Genomic DNA, 18,651 nt, shown 5'->3' on the forward strand with positions numbered 1-18,651 from the left:
CCTAGTCGGCGGCCAGCGTCACCGGGCCGAGCAGCCCCGACGCGGTGTCGCGTTCGGCCTGAACCAGCAGCACGATGCGGCGACGCCCCGCGCCAGCGGGCATCCGGCCCGTTAGCGCAGCGGTACCCGGGCCCTTGTCGGCGACGCGCTGCCCGTCGATCCACAGCTCGGCGCGCCCCGCGACCGACGCGAAGCGCAGCGTGCCGCCGCCAGCCGCCACCGCGCGCCATGGCTCGACGGACGCGCGATAGAGCTGCCAGCCGCCGGCCGCGTCAGGCGGGGTTGGCGTTCCGGCGCGAACGAACGCCCAGCTGTTATTGTCGCCATCGGCCGGCGCCAGATCGGGCGAGGGGCGCTCGGCGAAGCGCATCGAGCGCCGCCACTGCGCAATCCGCTGCGCGCTTACCGTCACCGCAGCTTGCGGCGGCGGCGCGATGGCCAGGCGGTCGATCGACAGCCGCGCGGGCTTCAGGCCGTCGGTGCGCGCCTCGACCAGCACCCGCCCGCGCCCGACATCGGCGCGGACGATCAGCTGCGCCAGCCCGTTGAACAGCGATCGTGCGCCGGCATGCGCGGCGGACTGCTCGGGCTCGTGGCAGTTGGGATCGCCATTGCCCAGCCCGATGATCGCTGCACCCTGCACCGTGAAATCGACCGGCAGATTGGTGGTCGGCACATGGCGCCCGTGCGCGTCGATCGCATCGACCGAAATCGGCTGCACATCCTCGCCATCGCCTGCCATCACGCTGCGCGCAGGCGTCAGGCGCAGCGCCACCGGCGACCCGGCGGTCTCGTGCGCCGCCCGTGCGACGATCCGCCCGGCGCGGCGCGCGACGACGTCGATCCGGCCGGGGGCATAGAGCACTTTCCAGCTATTGCCGAGGAAGCGGTCGACCGGCTGCGTGCCGAGATCGCGCCCGTTGAGACTGAGCGTCACCTGTTCGGCATTGCTCATCACCACGACATCGATGCTCTGCCCCTCACGCCCCGGCCAGGTCCAATGCGGGGCGAGGCTGACGACGGGCGCATCGTCGATCCATTGCGCGCTGCGCAAGCCGAAGGCGGTCTTGGGGAAGCCGCACAGATCGAGGATGCCGAACACGCTCGACGTGGTCGGCCAGTCATACGGTGTCGGCTCGCCGTGATAATCGAAGCCGGTCCAGACGAAACCGCCCGCGACGAACGGGCGATCGGCGATCATCTTCCAGCTCGGCCCATGCGGTGCGCCCCAGCCTGCCGCCTCGCGGTCATAGGACGTCGCGACATGCGCCTTCGGGTCGCTCTCGAACGCGCCGCGCGTCTGATAGGCGCTGGTGTCTTCGGTGCTGATGATCGGCTTGGTGGGGACCAGCCGATGGTAGACGTCATATTGGTCCTGATAATAATTGAAGCCGGTGACATCGACTTCGGTCGAAGTGTTGACCGGATCGTTGAACGCGCCGTTCATTGCGACCGTCACCGGCCGCGCAGAGTCGAGCCGCTTGAGCGTCGTCACCATCCTGCGCGTCATCTCCACGCCCTGCGGTGTCGATTTGAGCGGTTCCTCGTTCCACAGCGTCCAGATGATGATGCTGGGGTGGTTGCGATCGCGCCGGACGAGCCATTCGAGCTGCGCCTTATAATCGGGCGACGGGTTGAAGTGGCGGTTCTCGTTCATCACGAGCATCCCGATCCGGTCGCAATAGTCGAGCAGTTCGGCGGTCGGCGCATTGGACGACATGCGCACCGCATTGCAGCCCATCGCCTTCAGCCGTTGCAGCCGCCAGTAGAGCAGGGCATCGGGCATGGCGGTGCCGACGCCAGCGTGATCCTGATGGATGCACACGCCTTTGATCTTCACCGCGCGATCATTGAGGAAAAAGCCCTGCGCGGCATCGAAACGAATCGTGCGGAAGCCGATCGGGATTTGCCGCAGATCGACCACGGTGCCCTCGCGCAGCACGCGTACGCGGACGGTGTACAGCGTCGGCGTCTCGACCGACCACAGTTTTGGATCGCCGACATCGAGCGTCAGCGCGGCATCGACCTGGTCGAGCACCGGCACGCTCACCGAAACGCTCGCGTGCGTCACTTCGCGGCGATCGGGGTCGAGCAGCGCGGCCTCGATCGTTACCGCCGCGGCTGCGCGCTCGATATTGCCGAGCGTCGCCACGACGGGAACGTGCCAGCGCCCCGCGGCATCGCGGCGCGGATCGCAATAGACGCCGTCGCTGACGATCGCGACCGGCGCGCGGCGCACCAGCCAGGCGTGGCGGTAGAGCCCGGCGCCTTCATACCACCAGCCTTCCCATGCGCTCGCATCGACGCGGATCGCGATGACATTGGGCTCGTCGCCATAGGTCGCGAACGGCGTGATGTCGGCATGGATGCTGGCATAGCCTGACCAGCTATGCGCGACGACGCTGCCATTGACCCAGATCGTGGCATTTGTCGCGATTCCGTCGAACTGCAGCTCGATCGTCTTGCCGCGATCCGCGGGGTCGAGCAGCAGCGTGCGGCGATACCAGCCAATCCCGCGAGGGCGATAGCCTTGCGAGACGTTCGCGCTTTGCACGTAGGGCTGCGCTGCCGCCCAATCATGCGGCAAGCGCACCGCGGCCCAATCGCTATCGTCATACAGCACCGCCGCCGCGCCGATCGCGTTGCCCGCCATCGCCGAGAGATAGGTGTCGTTATGGCTGGCGGGCGCCGGCGCGGGAATGTCGCCTTCGTGGAACCGCCAACCGAGGTCGAGCAGCATGCGCGCCGGATCCTGTTGCGGCAGCCGGGGTGGCAGCTGCGTTTCGGGTTGCGGCATCGGGAAACCGTCGGTCTCTTTCGGCACGGCGGCAGCCGCCACGCCGGGAACGGCGCGCAAGGCACTCAGGCCCGCGCTGGCGAGCAGAAGCTGGCGACGGTTCATGGCAATACTCCGGGGAGGGAAAGTCGGCTCGCGAACCCGGCTAAAGGTCGGACAGTTCGGCGACGAAATCATAGGCGTCGCCGCGATAGTAAGAGCGGGTGAATTCGGCGGCGCGGCCGTCCTTGAGGAACCCGCGGCGCTCGATCAGAAGCCCGGGTTGCCCTGGATCGACGCCAAGCATCCGCGCATGCTCCGTGCCGAACGGGACGGCGCGCAAGCGCTGCAGCGCGCGCACCGGGCGGCTGCCGGCCTTTTCCAGCGCGGTGTAGAGCGAGTCCTCGACCGCGCCGAGATTGGGCAAGCAATAGCCGGCGATGGTCGAGAATTCGAGCGCCATCGGCTGATCGTCGGCAAGCCGGATGCGGTGGAAGCGATAGACCGGCGTGCCGGGCGAGAGCCCGAGCGACATCGCTTCCTCGGGATCGACGGTACCGGCGGCGCGGCTGATCCAATGGGTCGAGGCGGTCTTGCCGCGCGCTGCCATATCCTCGGAGAAAGACGACAGTTTCGAAAAGTTCTTCTCGACACGGCCGGTGACGAAGGTGCCCGCACCACGTCGGCGGGTGAGCAGACCCTCTTCGACCAACCCGCCGATCGCCTTGCGTACGGTGATGCGCGAGATGGCATATTCGGTCGCAAGGTCGCGCTCGGCGGGGATCGCGTCGCCTTGCGCGAGCAGATCCTGGCCGATCGCTTCGCGGATAAGGTGCTGCAGCTGGATGTAGAGCGGCGCCGGGTTGCCCTTGCGGAAATGGCCGATCTGTTGCGAAAATTCCAAAGTCCGTCCCTCTTGCCCCGTACCGGCCCCCGCCTGCGTCGCGGGCCGCGACGCAGACTTGGAGGCGAGCCTAATGCGTCGATGGCTGGTGAGCAATCGGGTTTGGTCGGAATCCAGATTGGTATTCTTGCTCAGGGCGCGTGCAATGCTGCGATTGCGCAAAAGGAGCCACTTCGGCTGCTTTGTCGCGCTTGCAAGTGGACTTATATTGGTTACACTTCATCGCAAGAGCACGCGCTGTCGCGTCGCAATGGGGGACGGTCGATGACGAACGGGACGCGCAGCAAGAGCCAGCGCGCCATGCGACGGATCGCTCGTCTCGCCGCCGCGGCGGCAGCCGTCACCCCGGCGCTGCTCGCCGCCCAGCAAGCGACGTTGCCGCTGCTTCCCATGCCCGCCAGCATCGTTCGCGGCGCTGGCAGTTTCATCGTGGCTGCTGGGGCGGGGATCAGTGTTCCGGCGGGCGACGCGGATGCCGAAGGCGCGGCGCAATTGCTGGTCGCGCAGGTCGCCAGCACACGCGGCCTCGCGCTGCGCCTGACGCGCGACGCCGCGCCGATCCGCTTCGAGCGCGATCCGGCGGTGGTCGGCGCGGAGGGTTATCGGCTCACGGTTGATGCGCACGGCATCCGCATCGCCGCGGCGACGCATGCCGGGCTGGTCTATGGCGCGATGACGCTGGCGCAATTGCTCAGCCCCGATGGCGCGCGCGGCGGTGCGGTCGCAATGCCGCTGCTCGACATTCGCGATGCGCCGCGCTTTGCCTGGCGCGGATTGATGATCGATCCCGCGCGGCACTTTCAACCGCTGCCGTCGCTCTACCGGATCGTCGACCAGATGGCGGCGGTGAAGCTCAACACGCTCCATTTGCATCTCACCGACGACCAGGGCTGGCGCTTCGAGGTCAAGCGCTATCCCAAGCTGACCGAGATCGGCGCGTGGCGGAAGGGCCCCAGCACCGGCGGCCCGGCGCCGACGACGCGCGTCGGCGGCTTCTACACTCAAGACGAACTGCGCGCGCTGGTGCGCTACGCGGCCGATCGCAGCATCACGATCGTTCCCGAGATCGACTTGCCCGGCCATGCGCAGGCTTTGGTCGCCGCCTATTCCGAAATGGGCGTGCTCGGCGACCGGCCGGTGGTGAGCCACGATTGGGGCGTCAATCCGTATCTGTTCGATCCCGGCCCCAAGGGCGTGGCGTTTGTCGAGAATGTGCTCGACGAACTGATCGCCGTCTTCCCCGGCAGCTTCGTCCATCTCGGTGGCGACGAAGCGGTCAAGGATCAGTGGCAGCGCTCGCCGCGCGTCCAGGCGCAAATGAAGACGCTCGGTCTCAAGGACGAGAATGCGCTGCAGAGCTGGATGATCGACACCTTCGGTCGCTATCTCGCGAGCAAGGGGCGGCGGCTGATCGGCTGGGACGAGATCCTCGAAGGTGGCCTCCCGCCGTCCGCGTCGGTGATGTCGTGGCGTGGCGAGAAGGGCGCGGTCGATGCCGCCAACCAGGGGCATGACGTCGTGCTGACGCCTGCACCGACGCTGTATTTCGACAGCCTGCAAAGCGATCAGGCCGACGAGCCGCCCGGGCGCCTGTCGATCCAGACGCTCGCCGATGTCTACGCCTATGAGCCGATGCCCGCCGGGATCGATGCCGCCAAGGCCAAGCACGTGCTCGGCGCGCAGGGCAATGCGTGGAGCGAATATCTCGTCACGCCGTATCAAGTGCAGCACGCCGTCTTCCCGCGCGCCGCCGCGCTCGCCGAGACGACCTGGTCGACCGCGCCGCGCGATTTTCCCGGCTTCGTCGCGCGGCTGCGGCCGCAGGTGCTGCGCTGGCGGCAGGGCGGGATCGAGGTCGCCGACAGCGCCTTTGCCGTGACCTATCGCCTGCAGGGGACGCGCGGCGATGCGCTGCGGAGCGGCAAGCTGAGCGTCGCGCTGGCGACGCAGGTACCCGCCGGCACGATCCGCTATACGCTCGACGGCAGCGCGCCGGGCGCGCGGTCGCCCGCCTATGCCGCACCGCTGGCGCTCGCGTCCGGCGCGACGATCCGCGCTGCGGCGTTCGGCGAGGACGGCGTCGCGATCGCCGGCGCGCGGGGGTTCGCGACCGACCGTGCGGCGCTGCTCCATCGTTCGGCGTCCGATCTGGTGGCGTGCCCGCGCGGCGCGCTCGGCCTGCGCGTGCCGTTGACGTCGGAGGCGCAGGGCAATGCGCCGGTGTTCAACATCAACCTGTTCGACACGTGCAGCGCCTATCCCGCCGCGCCGCTCGACGTGGCGAAGGGCTTTACGGTGCAAGTCGCGCGGCTCGCGCGGCATTACGGGCTGGCGCACGAAGCTTCGGCAGTGCGCGAGCATTACAACGTGACCGCGCATGGCGAACTCGTCGTGCTCGCCGGCTGCCAGGCCGGGCGCAAGGGCCCGCCCGACAAGGACGCGCCCGCACCGGTGGTGGCGGCGAGCTTCCCCTTGCCCGATCCGGCGACCGCGCCGACGCTGCTGACCTTCTCGGGTGCGCTGCCGCCGATGGCGGGGGATCGCGACCTGTGCTTCCAGTTCACCTCGCCGGTCGCCGAACCCTATTATGCGGTCGCCGACGTCCAACTGAAGGAAACGCGCTGATGCGCCCAGTCCTCCATGGGGTAGCGCTGGCGGCGTTGCTGTCGAGTGCGAGCGTTCTCAGCGCGGCGCCACGGCAGGCGATCGCGCTCAACAGCGGATGGCAGGCACGGATCGCCCCCGGCGATACCGACGCGGTCGCCGCGCACCGGCGCGAGGCGCGCTGGTTCGCGGTGCAGGTGCCCGGCAGCATCCAGCAGGATCTGATCGCGCAGCACCGCGCGCCCGATCCGTTCCTCGCGACGAACGAAGCCGCGATCCAATGGGTCGGGCAGACCGACTGGCAGTATCGCCATACCCTCGTCGCGACGCCGGCGCTGCTGGCGCGCGATCATCTCGATCTGGTGTTCGACGGGCTCGACACCTTCGCGACCGTGACGATCAATGGGCAGGCCGTGCTCAGCGCCGACAATGCGCATCGTCGCTGGCGGATCGACGCCAAGCGCTACCTTAAGCCCGGCGCGAACACGATCCTGATCACCATCGCCGCGCCGATCCGCGCGCTCGCGCCGGTCGTGCTGGCGGCGAAGCGGTCGCTGCCGGGCGAGTACGACTCGGCGTTCGGCGATGATCCCGGCGGGCGCCAGACGTCGCCGTATATCCGCAAGCCGAAATACCAGTACGGGTGGGACTGGGGTCCGCGGATCATCGCGATGGGACCGTGGCGTCCGGTCCGGCTCGAGGCGTGGGACAGCGCGCGGATCGCCACGCTGTGCGTCGACCAGGATGCGCTGAACGATGCCGAAGCGCGGCTGTCGGCGCGCGCGACGGTGCAGGCGGATCGTGCCGACGTGGCGACGCTGCGCGTGGTGCTGACCGCGCCCGACGGTTCGCACCAGACGGTGACGCAGCGCGTCACGCTGGCGGCGGGCGACAATGCGGTGACGCTGCCGATCACCGTCGCGCAGCCGCAGCGCTGGCAGCCGGTCGGCTATGGCGCGCAGCCGCTCTACCGGGTGGCAGCAACGCTCGAGCAGGATGGTGCTGCGACCGACACGGCCGAACGGCGGATCGGCCTGCGCACGGTCGAGCTGATCCGCGAGGGCGGCGCGATGGGGTTCCGCGTCAACGGCACGCCGATCTTCGCCAAGGGCGCCAATCTGATCCCGTTCGACAGCCTGCCGACGTGCACCACCGCCGCGACGATGCGCCCGCTGCTCGTCGCCGCGCGCGACGCCAACATGAACATGCTGCGCGTCTGGGGCGGTGGCTATTATCTCGACGATGCCTTTTACGACATGGCCGACGAACTCGGGCTGATGGTGTGGCAGGACTTCATGTTCGGCGGAGCGGTCACCCCGCCCGACGCGGCGTTTCGCGACAACGTCCGCATCGAAGCCGAGCAGCAGGTCGAACGGCTCGGCAATCACCCTTCGATCGTCCTGTGGGCGGGCGGTAACGAGGTCCTGTCGGGCTGGGAGAATTGGTCCGACCGCAAGGCCTATAAGCGCGCCGTCGGGCCCGACGAGCAGGAGCGCGTCGGCGCTGGCATGGCGGTGTTGTTCGATCGCGTGCTGCGTGACGCGGTGCTGACTCGATCGCCGGGGACGCCCTATTGGCCGGGCTCGCCGTCGACCGATTACCAAGGGCCGGTCGATACCGATGCTTCGGGCGACCGCCATTTCTGGGACGTCTGGTCGGGCTCGAAGCCGGTCGAGCGCTATCTCGATGCGTGCCCGCGCTTCATGTCGGAATATGGCTTCCAGGCGATGCCCGACATGGCGACGATCCGCGACTTCGCCGGGCCGGGCGCGCTGACCCCGGACAGTCCGGTGCTGAAGGCGCACCAGAAGTTCCTGGCGGGCGAGGGCAATGCGCGGCTGCGGCTCTACATTCACGACCGGCTCGGCGAGCCCAGGGACCTCGGCGATTTCGTCTATCTGAGCCAAGTGAATCAGGCCGAGGCGATCGCGCTGGCGGCGTTGCATCACCGCGCGTGCCGCCCGGTGACGATGGGCTCGCTCTACTGGCAGCTCAACGATGTCTGGCCGGCAATTTCCTGGTCGAGCATCGATCATGCCGACCGCTGGAAACTGCTCCATTATGCCGCGCGCCGCTTCTTCGCGCCGCAGGTGATCGTCGCCGAGCATGTCGGCGGGGCGACGCGGCTCGCCTTGGTGTCCGACGCGACCGCGCCGACGCCCGCGCGCTGGCGCATCCGGGCGTTCGACATGGCCGGCCGGCTGCTCGCCGAGCACGGCGCTGCCGTCACGCTGCCGCCGCTCTCCGCCACCGAGGCGGCGCGGATCGAGGATGCCACGCTGTTCGCAGGGGCCGACGCCAAAACGAGCTATGCGGTGGCCGAACTGCTGGTCGGCGACGCCCCGGTCAGCCGCGCGATCGTTGAGCGCGGGGTGCCGAGGGACATGGCCTATCCCGATCCCGGATTGCGCGCGACCTGGCATGGGCGCGAGCTGACCGTCACCGCGACGGCGCTCGCCCGCGCGGTGATGCTCGATTTCGGCGCGGTCGGCGCGCAGCCGTCCGACGACGGGTTCGACCTGCTCCCCGGCGAAAGCCGCACCGTCAGCGTCGCGTCGACGGCCTTGCCGGCGGCGTTGGCGCGGGCACTGACGCTGCGCTCTTTGGGGTCGCGCCGATGATCTGGATGTTGCTCGCGGCACAGGCCGCGCAGTTGGACCCCGCGGCGATGACGCCCGAGGACAAAGCGGCGCAGCTGCAAAGCAGTGCGCCCGCGGATCCGAAGGCCGGGCTGCCGGCCTATGACTGGTGGAGCGAAGGACTGCACGGCCTAGCGCGCGATGGCTATGCGACCGTCTTCCCGCAGGCGATCGGCATGGCGGCGACCTGGGACGCGCCGCTCGTCAAGCGCATCGGCGACGTCGTCGCGACCGAGGCGCGCGCCAAGTTCAACGCACGGCCGGTCGATGCCGAGCGGCGGATCTACGAGGGGCTGACGATCTGGTCGCCCAACACCAACATCTTCCGCGATCCGCGCTGGGGGCGGGGGCAGGAGACTTACGGAGAGGACCCGTATCTGACCGGGCGGCTCGGTGTCGCCTTCGTCACCGGCCTGCAAGGGCCCGACCCCGCGCATCCCAAGGTGATCGCCACGCCGAAGCATTTCGCGGTCCATAGCGGCCCCGAGGCAGGCCGCGACGGCTTCGACGTCGATCCCTCGCCGCAGGATCTCGAGGCGACCTATTTCCCCGCGTTCCGCGCGGCGATCACCGAGGGCAAGGCGGGGTCGCTGATGTGTGCGTACAATGCGATCCACGGCGTTCCGGCCTGCGCCAGCGCGCCGCTGCTGGTCGATCGGTTGCGGCAAGACTGGGGGTTCACTGGCTTCACCGTGTCGGACTGCGATGCCGTCGGTAACGTCCAGCTGTTCCACCATTACCGGCTCGATGCGGCGGGCGCCGCGGCGGCGTCGCTCAGGGGCGGGACCGACCTCAATTGCGGCACGACCTATGCCGCGCTGCCGGCGGCGCTGCGGCGCGGGCTGGTGAGCGAAAGCGAGATCGACACCGCGCTGGCGCGTACCCAGGCGGCACGGCGCGCGCTCGGTATCGCTTATGGCGCGACCAGCCCGTGGTCGCGGATCGCGCCCGATCAGGTCGCGACCCCCGCGCATCAGGCGACTGCGCTCGAGGCGGCGCGCAAGTCGATCGTGCTGCTGCAAAATCGTGGCGACCGCCTCCCGCTCAAACCGGGGGTGCGGATCGCGGTGATCGGCGCCGATGCCGATGATCTCGGCGTGTTGCAGGGCAATTACCACGGTACCGCGGTGGCGCCGGTTACCCCGCTCGACGGCATCCGCCGCGCGTTCGGTGCGGGGAATGTGCGCTACGCCCAGGGGTCGGTGCTCGCCGATGGCGCGCCGGTGCTGGTGCCCGAGACGGCGCTTCGGGCGGACGGGGCCGCAGGCTTGCGTGCAGAGTATTTCGCGACGCACGATCTCGCCGGCGCGCCGCTGGTGACGCGGCACGAACGGCGGATCGATCTCGACTTCAATCGCGCCGCGCCCGTCGCGGGGCTCGGCGCGACATGGAGCGCGCGCTGGTCGGGCGAGCTCGTCCCGCCGGGGCCGGGGGCTTACCGTCTCGTCGTCGACGTTCCCGCCTGCTGGAAATATTGCAAGGCGCACGATGCCGTGCGGCTGTGGATCGACGGACGTCCGCTCGCGACGGGCGCGGTGGCGAAGGGGCGGATCGAAATCCCGCTGACCAGCGACGGCCGCGCGCTGTCGTTCAAGCTCGAGCTCGATCACAGCAGCGAGGATGAAGGGATCCGCTTGCTGTGGGAGCCACCGGCCGACGCGTTGCGCGGCGAGGCGGTGGCCGCGGCGAAGGACGCCGACGTCGTGGTGGCGGTGGTCGGCCTGTCGCCCGATCTCGAAGGCGAAGCACTGTCGGTCAGCGTGCCGGGCTTCGTCGGCGGCGACCGCACCGACATCGCGCTGCCGTTCGCGCAGCGCCGCTTGCTCGACGCGCTCAAGGCGACGGGCAAGCCGCTCGTGATCGTCCTCACCAGCGGCAGCGCGGTCGCGCTCGACCCGCAGGCCGCCGATGCAATCCTCGCCGCCTGGTATCCCGGCGAGGCGGGCGGCACCGCGATTGCCGAGACGCTCGCCGGGCGCAACAACCCTTCGGGGCGGCTGCCGGTGACTTTCTACGCCAGCACCAACGACCTGCCGGCGTTCGTCGATTACGGGATGAAGGAGCGCACCTATCGCTATTTCACCGGAACGCCGCTGTGGCGCTTCGGCCGTGGTTTAAGCTACACGCGTTTCGCCTATGCCGCGCCGGTCGCCCGCGTCAGCGTCGTCGCCGGGCAAAACGCGTCGATCCGCGTCCGCGTCCGCAACGTCGGGGCGCGGGCGGGCGAGGACGTGGTGCAGGCCTATCTCGTCCCGCCGGCCGGGGCAGGGGGCGGACTGACCACGCCGGTGCTGCAGCGCCAACTCGTCGGCTTCAGCCGCCTCGCGCTCGCACCCGGCAAGCACGGCGAGGCCAGCTTCACGCTCGATCCGCGTCGCCTCAGCCTGGTCGCACGCGACGGGACGCGCGCGGTCGAGCCGGGCGCGTATCGGCTGTTCCTCGGTGGCGGCCAGCCGGGCGACGCTGCCGGTGTGTGGGTCGATCTCGCGATCACCGGCACGCGCCAGGTCTTGCCGAAGTGACGCTCACTCGCCGCGATGCGCTGGGCGTAGGATTGGGCGGCGTCGCGCTGGCGGCCGCGCCCGCCCGCGCCGCGCCGGCTTTCGCGAGCTTGCGTCCGGCCGCTGCCGCGCGCTCGTTCGTCAGCCCGGCGGTCGAGCGCGAGATCGTGCGCGTCGGCGCGCTGATCGCCGACCCCAAGCTGCGCTGGATGTTCGCCAATTGCTATCCCAACACGCTCGACACGACGGTGCGGATGGGCGTGGTCGATGGCGCACTCGACGCGTTCGTCATCACCGGTGACATACCGTGTCTGTGGCTGCGCGATTCCTCGGCGCAGCTGACGCCCTATCTGCATCTCGTGCGCGGCGATCCCGCGCTCGCCACGCTGTTCCGCGGGCTGATCGCGCGGCAGGCGCGGTCGATCCTGATCGACCCCTATGCCAACGCCTTCCTCGAAGATCCGACCGCGAAGACCGATCTCGACTGGGCGCTGCACGACCGCACCGAGATGAAGCCGGGCGTCGCCGAGCGCAAATGGGAGATCGACTCGCTCTGCTACCCGATGCGGCTCGCGCACGGCTATTGGCAGGCGACGCACGATCCGGCGCCGTTCGACGCGCAGTGGGCCGCCGCTGCCCGGTTGAGCGTCGCCACCTTCCGCGCGCAGCAGCGCAAGGACGGGCCGGGACCCTACCGCTTCCTGCGCGCCTCGGATCGCAATATCGAGACGGTGCCGCTCGAGGGGTGGGGCAATCCGTCGCGTGCGGTAGGGCTGATCCACAGCGCGTTCCGCCCCTCGGACGATGCCTGTGTCTATCCGTTTCTGATCCCGTCCAACCTGTTCGCCGTCACCGCCTTGCGCGAGCTGGCGACGGTGGCAACCGGCGCGCGTCAGGACGCAGAACTCGCCGCCGATGCGCGGGCGCTGGCGGACGAAGTCGAGCATGCGCTGCGGGCTTATGGCCGGATGCGGCTGCGCGACGGGCGCGAGGTCTGGGCGTATGAAGTCGATGGCTTCGGCAACGCGCTGTTCATGGACGATGCCAATGTCCCGTCGCTGTCAGGGCTCGCCTATCTCGGCTGCGCTGCGCCGCGCGATCCGCTGTGGCGGCGCACGCGCGATGCGGCGTGGAGCGACGCCAACCCCTATTTCTTCCGCGGCGCGGCCGGGGAGGGGATCGGCGGCCCGCATGTCGGCCTGCGCCAGATCTGGCCGACGTCGCTGATCGTCCGCGCGCTGTCTAGTGACGATCCGGCGGTAATCCGGCGCTGCCTCAAGACGCTGCGCGACAGCGACGCCGGCACCGGCTTCATCCACGAAAGCTTCGACCAGGATGACCCCACGCGCTTCACGCGGCGCTGGTTCGCCTGGGCCAACGGGCTGTTCGGCGAGCTGATCGTGCGGCTCGCCACGTCCCGACCCGCGCTGCTGGGGCAGCCGCTATGACGATCGACCGACGGACCCTGCTCGGCAGCTCCGCGCTGGCGCTGCTCGCGAGCACGCTGCCCGGGCGCGGCGCAGCGCGCACGCTAAGCGATGCGCCCAATCTGCTGATCGGTACTGGCGGCGACGGGCATACCTATCCCGGCCCGACCTTGCCGTTCGGCATGGTCCAGCTCGGCCCCGATACCGATGTCGAGCGCTGGGCGACCTGCTCGGGCTATCACCATGGCGACGGCTCGATCATGGGGTTCAGCCATACCCATCTGTCGGGCACCGGGATCGGTGACATGCTCGACGTTATGCTGATGCCGGGGACGGGGCCGGTGCAGCTCGAGCCGGGGCCATTGTCCGACCCCGACGCGGGCTATCGCCAACGCTTTTCGGACGAGCGGGCGGAGCCCGGCTTCTACGGTGTCGCGCTCGAGTCGGGCGTACGGGCCGAGCTGACGGTGACCGAGCGCACCGGCTGGCACCGCTATATGTTTCCCAATGGGGCAGGGCATGTGCTGCTCGACCTGTCGCATCTCATCGGCGATGCGACCGGCGCCGCGCCGCTGATCGACGAGGCCAGCCTCGCGATCGACGGCGACGGGACGATCACCGGCGGGCGCCGCGTGTTCCGTTGGGCGAAGGGGCGGCGCATCCACTTCGCGCTGCAAGCCTCGCGCCGGGCCGACCGGGTCAGTTTCTTCGGCGATGGCGATGTCGCGCAGCCCGATGGCACGCGGCAGGTCGCGGGCAAGCGCCTGAAGATGGTGCTGCACTGGGACGATGCCGGCGCCACACCGATCGTGCTGCGCTGCGCGATTTCGGGCGTGGACGTCGCCGGCGCGCGGGCGAACCTGGCCAGCGAGGCCAGGGACTGGAATTTCGACGCCGTCGCGCGCGCAGCCCGCGCAAAGTGGGCGAAGGCGCTCGACGCGGTGCGCGTCACCGGGGGCAGCGCCGACCAGCGCGCGATCCTCGCGACCGCGCTGTATCATGCGCAGCTCGCGCCGACACTCTTCTCCGATGTCGACGGGCGCTATGCCGGGCTCGACGGGCAGGTGCACACCGTGCCCGCCGGCGGCGCGGCCTATAGCAGCTGGTCGCTGTGGGACACGTATCGCGCGCTGCATCCGCTGCTCACGCTGATCGATCCGGCGCGCACCAAAAGCCTGATCGACGATCTGATCCGCCAGACCACGCAATCGCGCTATGGCCCGCTGGTCTGGCCGTTGCAGGGCAAGGAGACGGGGACGATGATCGGCTGGCACGGCGTCGTCCCGCTCGCCGAGGCGCAGGCCAAGGGCGTTCCCGCCGACTATGCGGCCGCCTGGCCCGCGATCGCCAAGCGCAGCTTCGACTTCACCGCGCCCGATCGCGCCAACAGCCGCGGCCGCGAGCTGTACGACCGGCTCGGCTATGTGCCCGCCGACGGGGTCGACGAAAGCGTCAGCCGTACGCAGGAATATGCCTATGACGACTGGGCGTCGTCGCACATCGCCCGCGGCGCCGGGGCAGGCGAAGACGCCGATCGGCTGCGGCGGCGATCGGGCAACTGGAAGAACGTCATCGACACCGGCACCGGCTTTGCCCGGCCGCGCTTCGCCGATGGCAGCTGGTGGTCGCCCTACGATCCGATCCAGCTCGGCCACACGAGCCAATATCGCGACTATACCGAGGCCAATGGCTGGCAGGCGAGCTTTCTCAACCAGCACGACATCTATGGCCGGATCGCGCAGGGCGGCGGCGATGCGGCGTTCGCGGCGAAGCTCGACGCGCTCTTCTCGGCGCCGTCGACCTTGCCCGCCAACGCTCCGCCCGACATTTCGGGCCTGGTCGGGCAATATGCGCATGGCAACGAACCCGACCAGCACGCCCCCTATCTCTATGCCTATGTCGGCCAGCCGTGGAAGACGCAGCGGCTGGTGCGGCGGCTCTGCACCGAGATGTACCGCAACGATCCCGACGGCATCATCGGCAATGACGATTGCGGGCAGATGAGCGCGTGGTTCGTCTTCTCGGCGCTGGGCTTTTATCCGGTCGACCCGGTCGAGGCGGCCTATGTCTTCGGTTCGCCCTTGTTCGAGCGCGCCGTCGTGCGGCTGGGCGAGAAGCGGTTGGTGATCGAGGCGCCCGGCAACCGCGCCGATACGCCCTACGTCGCCGCAGTCGCGTGGAACGGCGCGCCGTGGAGCAAAAGCTGGATCGACCATCGCACGCTGGCGGGGGGCGGCACGTTGCGCTTCACCATGTCGGCCACGCCCAATCCGCGCTTCGGCGAAGCGCGCGCCGATCGCCCGCCGTCGTTCGGCCGCCCTGCCTGATTTTGGAGATGCCCGTGATCCGTCCTTCGCGCCGCCGCGTGCTTGCCTCCGGCCTTGCCGCCACTGCTGCCGCCACTGCCGTGCCCGCGCTCGCCAAGCGTGCGGTGGCACCGCCGCAGCCGTGGGGCGCGACGCCGTCGAAGCGGCAGCTCGCCTGGCATACGCGCGGGCAATATGCCTTCGTCCATTTCTCGATCAACACCTTCACCGACAAGGAATGGGGGTATGGCGACGAGGATCCGGCGCTGTTCGACCCGACCGATTTCTCGCCCGAGCAGATCGTCGCGGCGGCCAAGGCGGCCGGCATGACGGGCATCATCCTCACCGCCAAGCACCATGAGGGTTTCTGCCTGTGGCCGACGCATCTGACCGAGCGCTGCATCCGCAACACGCCGTACAAGCAGGGCAAGGGCGACGTGGTCGGCGAGATGGCGGCGGCGACGCGCCGCGCCGGGCTCGCCTTCGGCCTGTATCTCTCGCCGTGGGACCGGCATCATCCCGAGTACGGCCGGCCCGCCTATGTCGACTATTTCCGCAAGCAGATCGTCGAGCTCTGCACGCGCTATGGCGAGCTGTTCGAATTCTGGTTCGACGGCGCCAATGGCGGCGACGGCTATTACGGTGGCGCGCGCGAGACCCGCAAGATCGATGCGCCGGCCTATTACGACTGGCCCAAAACGGTCGCGCTGGTCCATCAGTATCAGCCGATGGCGTGTACCTTCGACCCACTCGGCGCCGACCTGCGCTGGGTCGGCAACGAGGACGGCGTCGCGGGCGATCCGTGCTGGCCGACGATGCCGAACCACCTCTACGTCCAGTCCGAGGGCAATAGCGGGGTGCGCGGCGGCGCCTTGTGGTGGCCGGCCGAGACCGACGTGTCGATCCGCCCCGGCTGGTTCTACCATGCCGACGAGGATGCCAAGGTCAAGACGCCCGCGCAGTTGCTGGAGCTGTACGACACCTCGGTCGGGCGCGGCACCAACCTCAACCTCAATCTGCCGCCCGATCGGCGCGGGCGTCTGGCCGATGGCGACGTCGCGGTGCTCCGCGCCTTCGGCGCCGCGCAGGCCGCGACCTATGCGCGCGACCTCGCACAGGGCGCGATCGCGAGCGCGAGCGACACGCGCGGCCCGGCCTTTGCCGCCGCACGCGTGCTCGATGGCCGGCGCGACAGCTATTGGTCGAGCGGCGACGCGGTGACCACGCCAAGCCTGACGCTCGATCTGCCGCCGGGACGGCGCTTCGACGTGATTCGCTTACGCGAATATCTGCCGCTCGGCGCGCGCGTCACGCGCTTCGCGATCGATGCCGAGATCGACGGCGCATGGCGGACGCTTGCCGAGCAGGAGGCGATCGGACCGCAGCGCATCATCCGGTTGCCGCAGCCGATCACGGCGCGGCGGGTCCGTCTCCGCATCCTCGCGGCGCCGGTCTGCCCGGCGATCAGCGAAGTCGCACTGTTCCTCCAAGTCCAACCGGCAGCGGTCGTGCCGGTGCGTGCGCACGACGCGACGACACTGTCGAGCGCGGGCTGGCGGATCGTGACCGCCTCGGGCCCCGGCGCCGAGGCTCTGCTCGACGACGACGCGGCGACGCGCTGGACCGTGCCTGCCCCAACGCCGGACATCCCCGCCAGCGTGACGATCGACATGGGCGCGGTGGCAGCGCTCGCCGGGCTAAGCGTAACGCCGTCGCGGACGATCGCCAAAGGCGTGGCGCCGCCGCGCGATTATCGGTGCGAGACGAGCCTCGACGGCGCGCGCTGGGAGCTCGCGGCGGCGGGCGAACTTCCCAATATCGCCTATGCGCTGGCGACGCAGCGGATCGCGTTCGGCACAACGCGGCCGACGCGGTGGTTGCGCCTCACCTTCACGCAAACCGCCGTCCCCGCCGACAAGCTTGCGCTTGCAGGGATCGGGGCGTTCCTCAAACGGTAGGGCGTCGGTCAGGGTTCGCCGGTTGGTCGCGGCGTCTGCGCTTGCGCCTCACGTCGTCCGCGATTGGATTTGCCAAGCGAGCGCCTCGGCGATCGCGGCCATTCCGCGGGCGTTCGGGTGATATGGCACGAAGCTCGGTCCGCCGGGCAGGGGGAAGCCATTGACCCACGGCTCGGCGCTGCACGCGGTGTGGGCGCTCGACAGGTCGGATGCTTTCAGGACTTCGGATCCGGTCTCGGCGGCGACGCGCGCGGTCAGCGCTGCAAGCCGTCGCGCCGTGGCGCGGCCGGTATCGGCCTCGGCGCGGGACAGCGGCACGCTCGCGCACGTCTCGACCGGCGGCAATACCGCGACATAATCGACGAAGATCAATCGCGCCGTGGGCGCGCGGCGATGCACCTCGGCCGCAATGCTGCGCAGCGCGGTGTCGAGCTTCGCCCAGTCGGCTTCGAGGACCTGCGGGGGCGCGGGGCATCTGCCTCCCGGCGTTCCGGATGGCGGCGCAGCAAAGCTGCGGCACGAGGCCGATCCGAGGCCGCCGATATAGCCGACATCGTTGCCGCCGATCGTGATCGTCACCAGCCCGGTATCGCGGGTCAGCGCGTCGATCTGCGGCGGCAGCGCGTCCCAGGGCCCGAGAATATGCGCCGTGGTCGCGCCGCTGCAGCTCACATCGTCGAGCTGCAAGCCGAGCTTGCGCGCGAGGAGATGCGCATAATTGTCTGTCGAACGGGCGCAACGCGTGGCGGGTTGGTCGGCTGATGACGTGACTCCGGGCCCTGCCGCAAACGAGCTTCCCATTGCGACATAGCGGGCGCCGGGCGCGACCATGCCGGCCTGGGGATGCGGGCTTGTCGTACAGGCCGCGAGCAACGCGGACACGCCGACCACCAGACCTGCCCGCCAGCGTGAACCGTTTGGATCCGTCATACTCTCACCTCCCGGCACCCGTCGATAGCACGGGACCCCTCATGCGCGTTACATGCCGGAAACAGCGCGGTCACGCGATTGCCAAACCGTCTGCGCTAAGCGTCCGTCTGCGGAGGAAGCGGTGGCGCAGAAGCGGCGTTCAGCCCTCGACTTGATCGAGATACGCACCATAGCCCTCGGCTTCCATCGCTGCGCGGGGTACGAAGCGCAAGGATGCCGAGTTGATGCAATAGCGTAGCCCGCCGCGATCCCGCGGACCGTCATTGAAAACGTGTCCGAGGTGGCTGTCACCGTTGGCGGAACGGACTTCTGTGCGGACCATGCCGAGCGTGGCATCGCGCAACTCGGCAACATTGGCGGGCTCGATCGGCTTGGTGAAGCTCGGCCAGCCACAGTGCGATTCGTATTTGTCGGCAGACGCGAACAAAGGCTCCCCCGAAACGATATCGACATAGATGCCGGCGTCCGTGGTATGGAGATATTCGCCCGTACCGGGACGCTCGGTGCCGCTTTTCTGCGTTACGCGATATTGTTCGGGCGAGAGCCGCGCGATTGCGGCGTCGGTCTTGCGATAATCAGCCATGGTCATGCTCCTTGCATTGCTAT

10 protein-coding genes are annotated in these 18,651 nt (G+C 69.2%); 6 read left to right on the forward strand and 4 right to left on the reverse strand.

The window, feature by feature from the left end; translation table 11 throughout:
- Nucleotide 1: 1 nt before the first annotated feature.
- Complete coding sequence (gene galA / locus ABIB28_RS05885; RefSeq protein WP_354287031.1) at nucleotides 2-2,902, reverse strand: beta-galactosidase GalA; 2,901 nt, start codon at nucleotides 2,900-2,902, stop codon at nucleotides 2-4.
- 40 nt (nucleotides 2,903-2,942) lie between these two features.
- The gene (locus ABIB28_RS05890; protein WP_133189314.1) at nucleotides 2,943-3,680 is read right to left on the reverse strand and encodes a GntR family transcriptional regulator; all 738 of its coding nucleotides are present in this window, start codon (nucleotides 3,678-3,680) and stop codon (nucleotides 2,943-2,945) included.
- Between the two features lie 264 nt (nucleotides 3,681-3,944).
- Here ABIB28_RS05890 and ABIB28_RS05895 point away from each other — a divergent pair, with 264 nt between their 5' ends.
- From ABIB28_RS05895 to ABIB28_RS05920, 6 genes are read left to right on the forward strand one after another with little or no spacing between them, the layout of a single operon-like run.
- The gene (locus ABIB28_RS05895) at nucleotides 3,945-6,305 is read left to right on the forward strand and encodes a family 20 glycosylhydrolase (RefSeq protein WP_354287034.1); all 2,361 of its coding nucleotides are present in this window, start codon (nucleotides 3,945-3,947) and stop codon (nucleotides 6,303-6,305) included.
- The gene (locus tag ABIB28_RS05900; protein WP_354287036.1) at nucleotides 6,305-8,905 is read left to right on the forward strand and encodes a beta-mannosidase; all 2,601 of its coding nucleotides are present in this window, start codon (nucleotides 6,305-6,307) and stop codon (nucleotides 8,903-8,905) included. Before ABIB28_RS05895 ends, ABIB28_RS05900 begins: the two co-directional genes overlap by 1 nt.
- Nucleotides 8,902-11,445, forward strand: a complete 2,544-nt coding sequence (locus ABIB28_RS05905) for a glycoside hydrolase family 3 C-terminal domain-containing protein (protein WP_354287038.1) — start codon at nucleotides 8,902-8,904, stop codon at nucleotides 11,443-11,445. Before ABIB28_RS05900 ends, ABIB28_RS05905 begins: the two co-directional genes overlap by 4 nt.
- Nucleotides 11,442-12,872: a glycoside hydrolase family 125 protein gene (locus tag ABIB28_RS05910; protein WP_354287040.1), complete on the forward strand. Its 1,431-nt coding sequence runs from the start codon at nucleotides 11,442-11,444 to the stop codon at nucleotides 12,870-12,872. Before ABIB28_RS05905 ends, ABIB28_RS05910 begins: the two co-directional genes overlap by 4 nt.
- Nucleotides 12,869-15,178, forward strand: coding sequence for a GH92 family glycosyl hydrolase (locus tag ABIB28_RS05915; protein WP_354287042.1), 2,310 nt, complete (start codon nucleotides 12,869-12,871; stop codon nucleotides 15,176-15,178). The genes ABIB28_RS05910 and ABIB28_RS05915 overlap by 4 nt, the downstream gene beginning before the upstream one ends.
- A gap of 8 nt (nucleotides 15,179-15,186) precedes the next feature.
- On the forward strand, nucleotides 15,187-17,115 hold the full coding sequence (locus ABIB28_RS05920; RefSeq protein ID WP_502958214.1) for an alpha-L-fucosidase: 1,929 nt from the start codon (nucleotides 15,187-15,189) through the stop codon (nucleotides 17,113-17,115).
- A 48-nt stretch (nucleotides 17,116-17,163) separates the two neighbouring features.
- On the opposite strand, the gene ABIB28_RS05925 is transcribed toward ABIB28_RS05920, so the two are convergent.
- Nucleotides 17,164-18,045 carry an SGNH/GDSL hydrolase family protein gene (locus ABIB28_RS05925; RefSeq protein WP_354287046.1) on the reverse strand — a complete coding sequence of 294 codons (882 nt, stop codon included), beginning with the start codon at nucleotides 18,043-18,045 and terminating at the stop codon, nucleotides 17,164-17,166.
- A 139-nt stretch (nucleotides 18,046-18,184) separates the two neighbouring features.
- The gene (msrB, locus tag ABIB28_RS05930) at nucleotides 18,185-18,628 is read right to left on the reverse strand and encodes a peptide-methionine (R)-S-oxide reductase MsrB (RefSeq protein ID WP_133189300.1); all 444 of its coding nucleotides are present in this window, start codon (nucleotides 18,626-18,628) and stop codon (nucleotides 18,185-18,187) included.
- Between the last annotated feature and the right edge of the window lie 23 nt (nucleotides 18,629-18,651).

Origin of the sequence: Sphingomonas sp. UYEF23 (assembly GCF_040546165.1) — a bacterium.
In the GTDB taxonomy this organism is placed as follows: domain Bacteria; phylum Pseudomonadota; class Alphaproteobacteria; order Sphingomonadales; family Sphingomonadaceae; genus Sphingomonas; species Sphingomonas glacialis.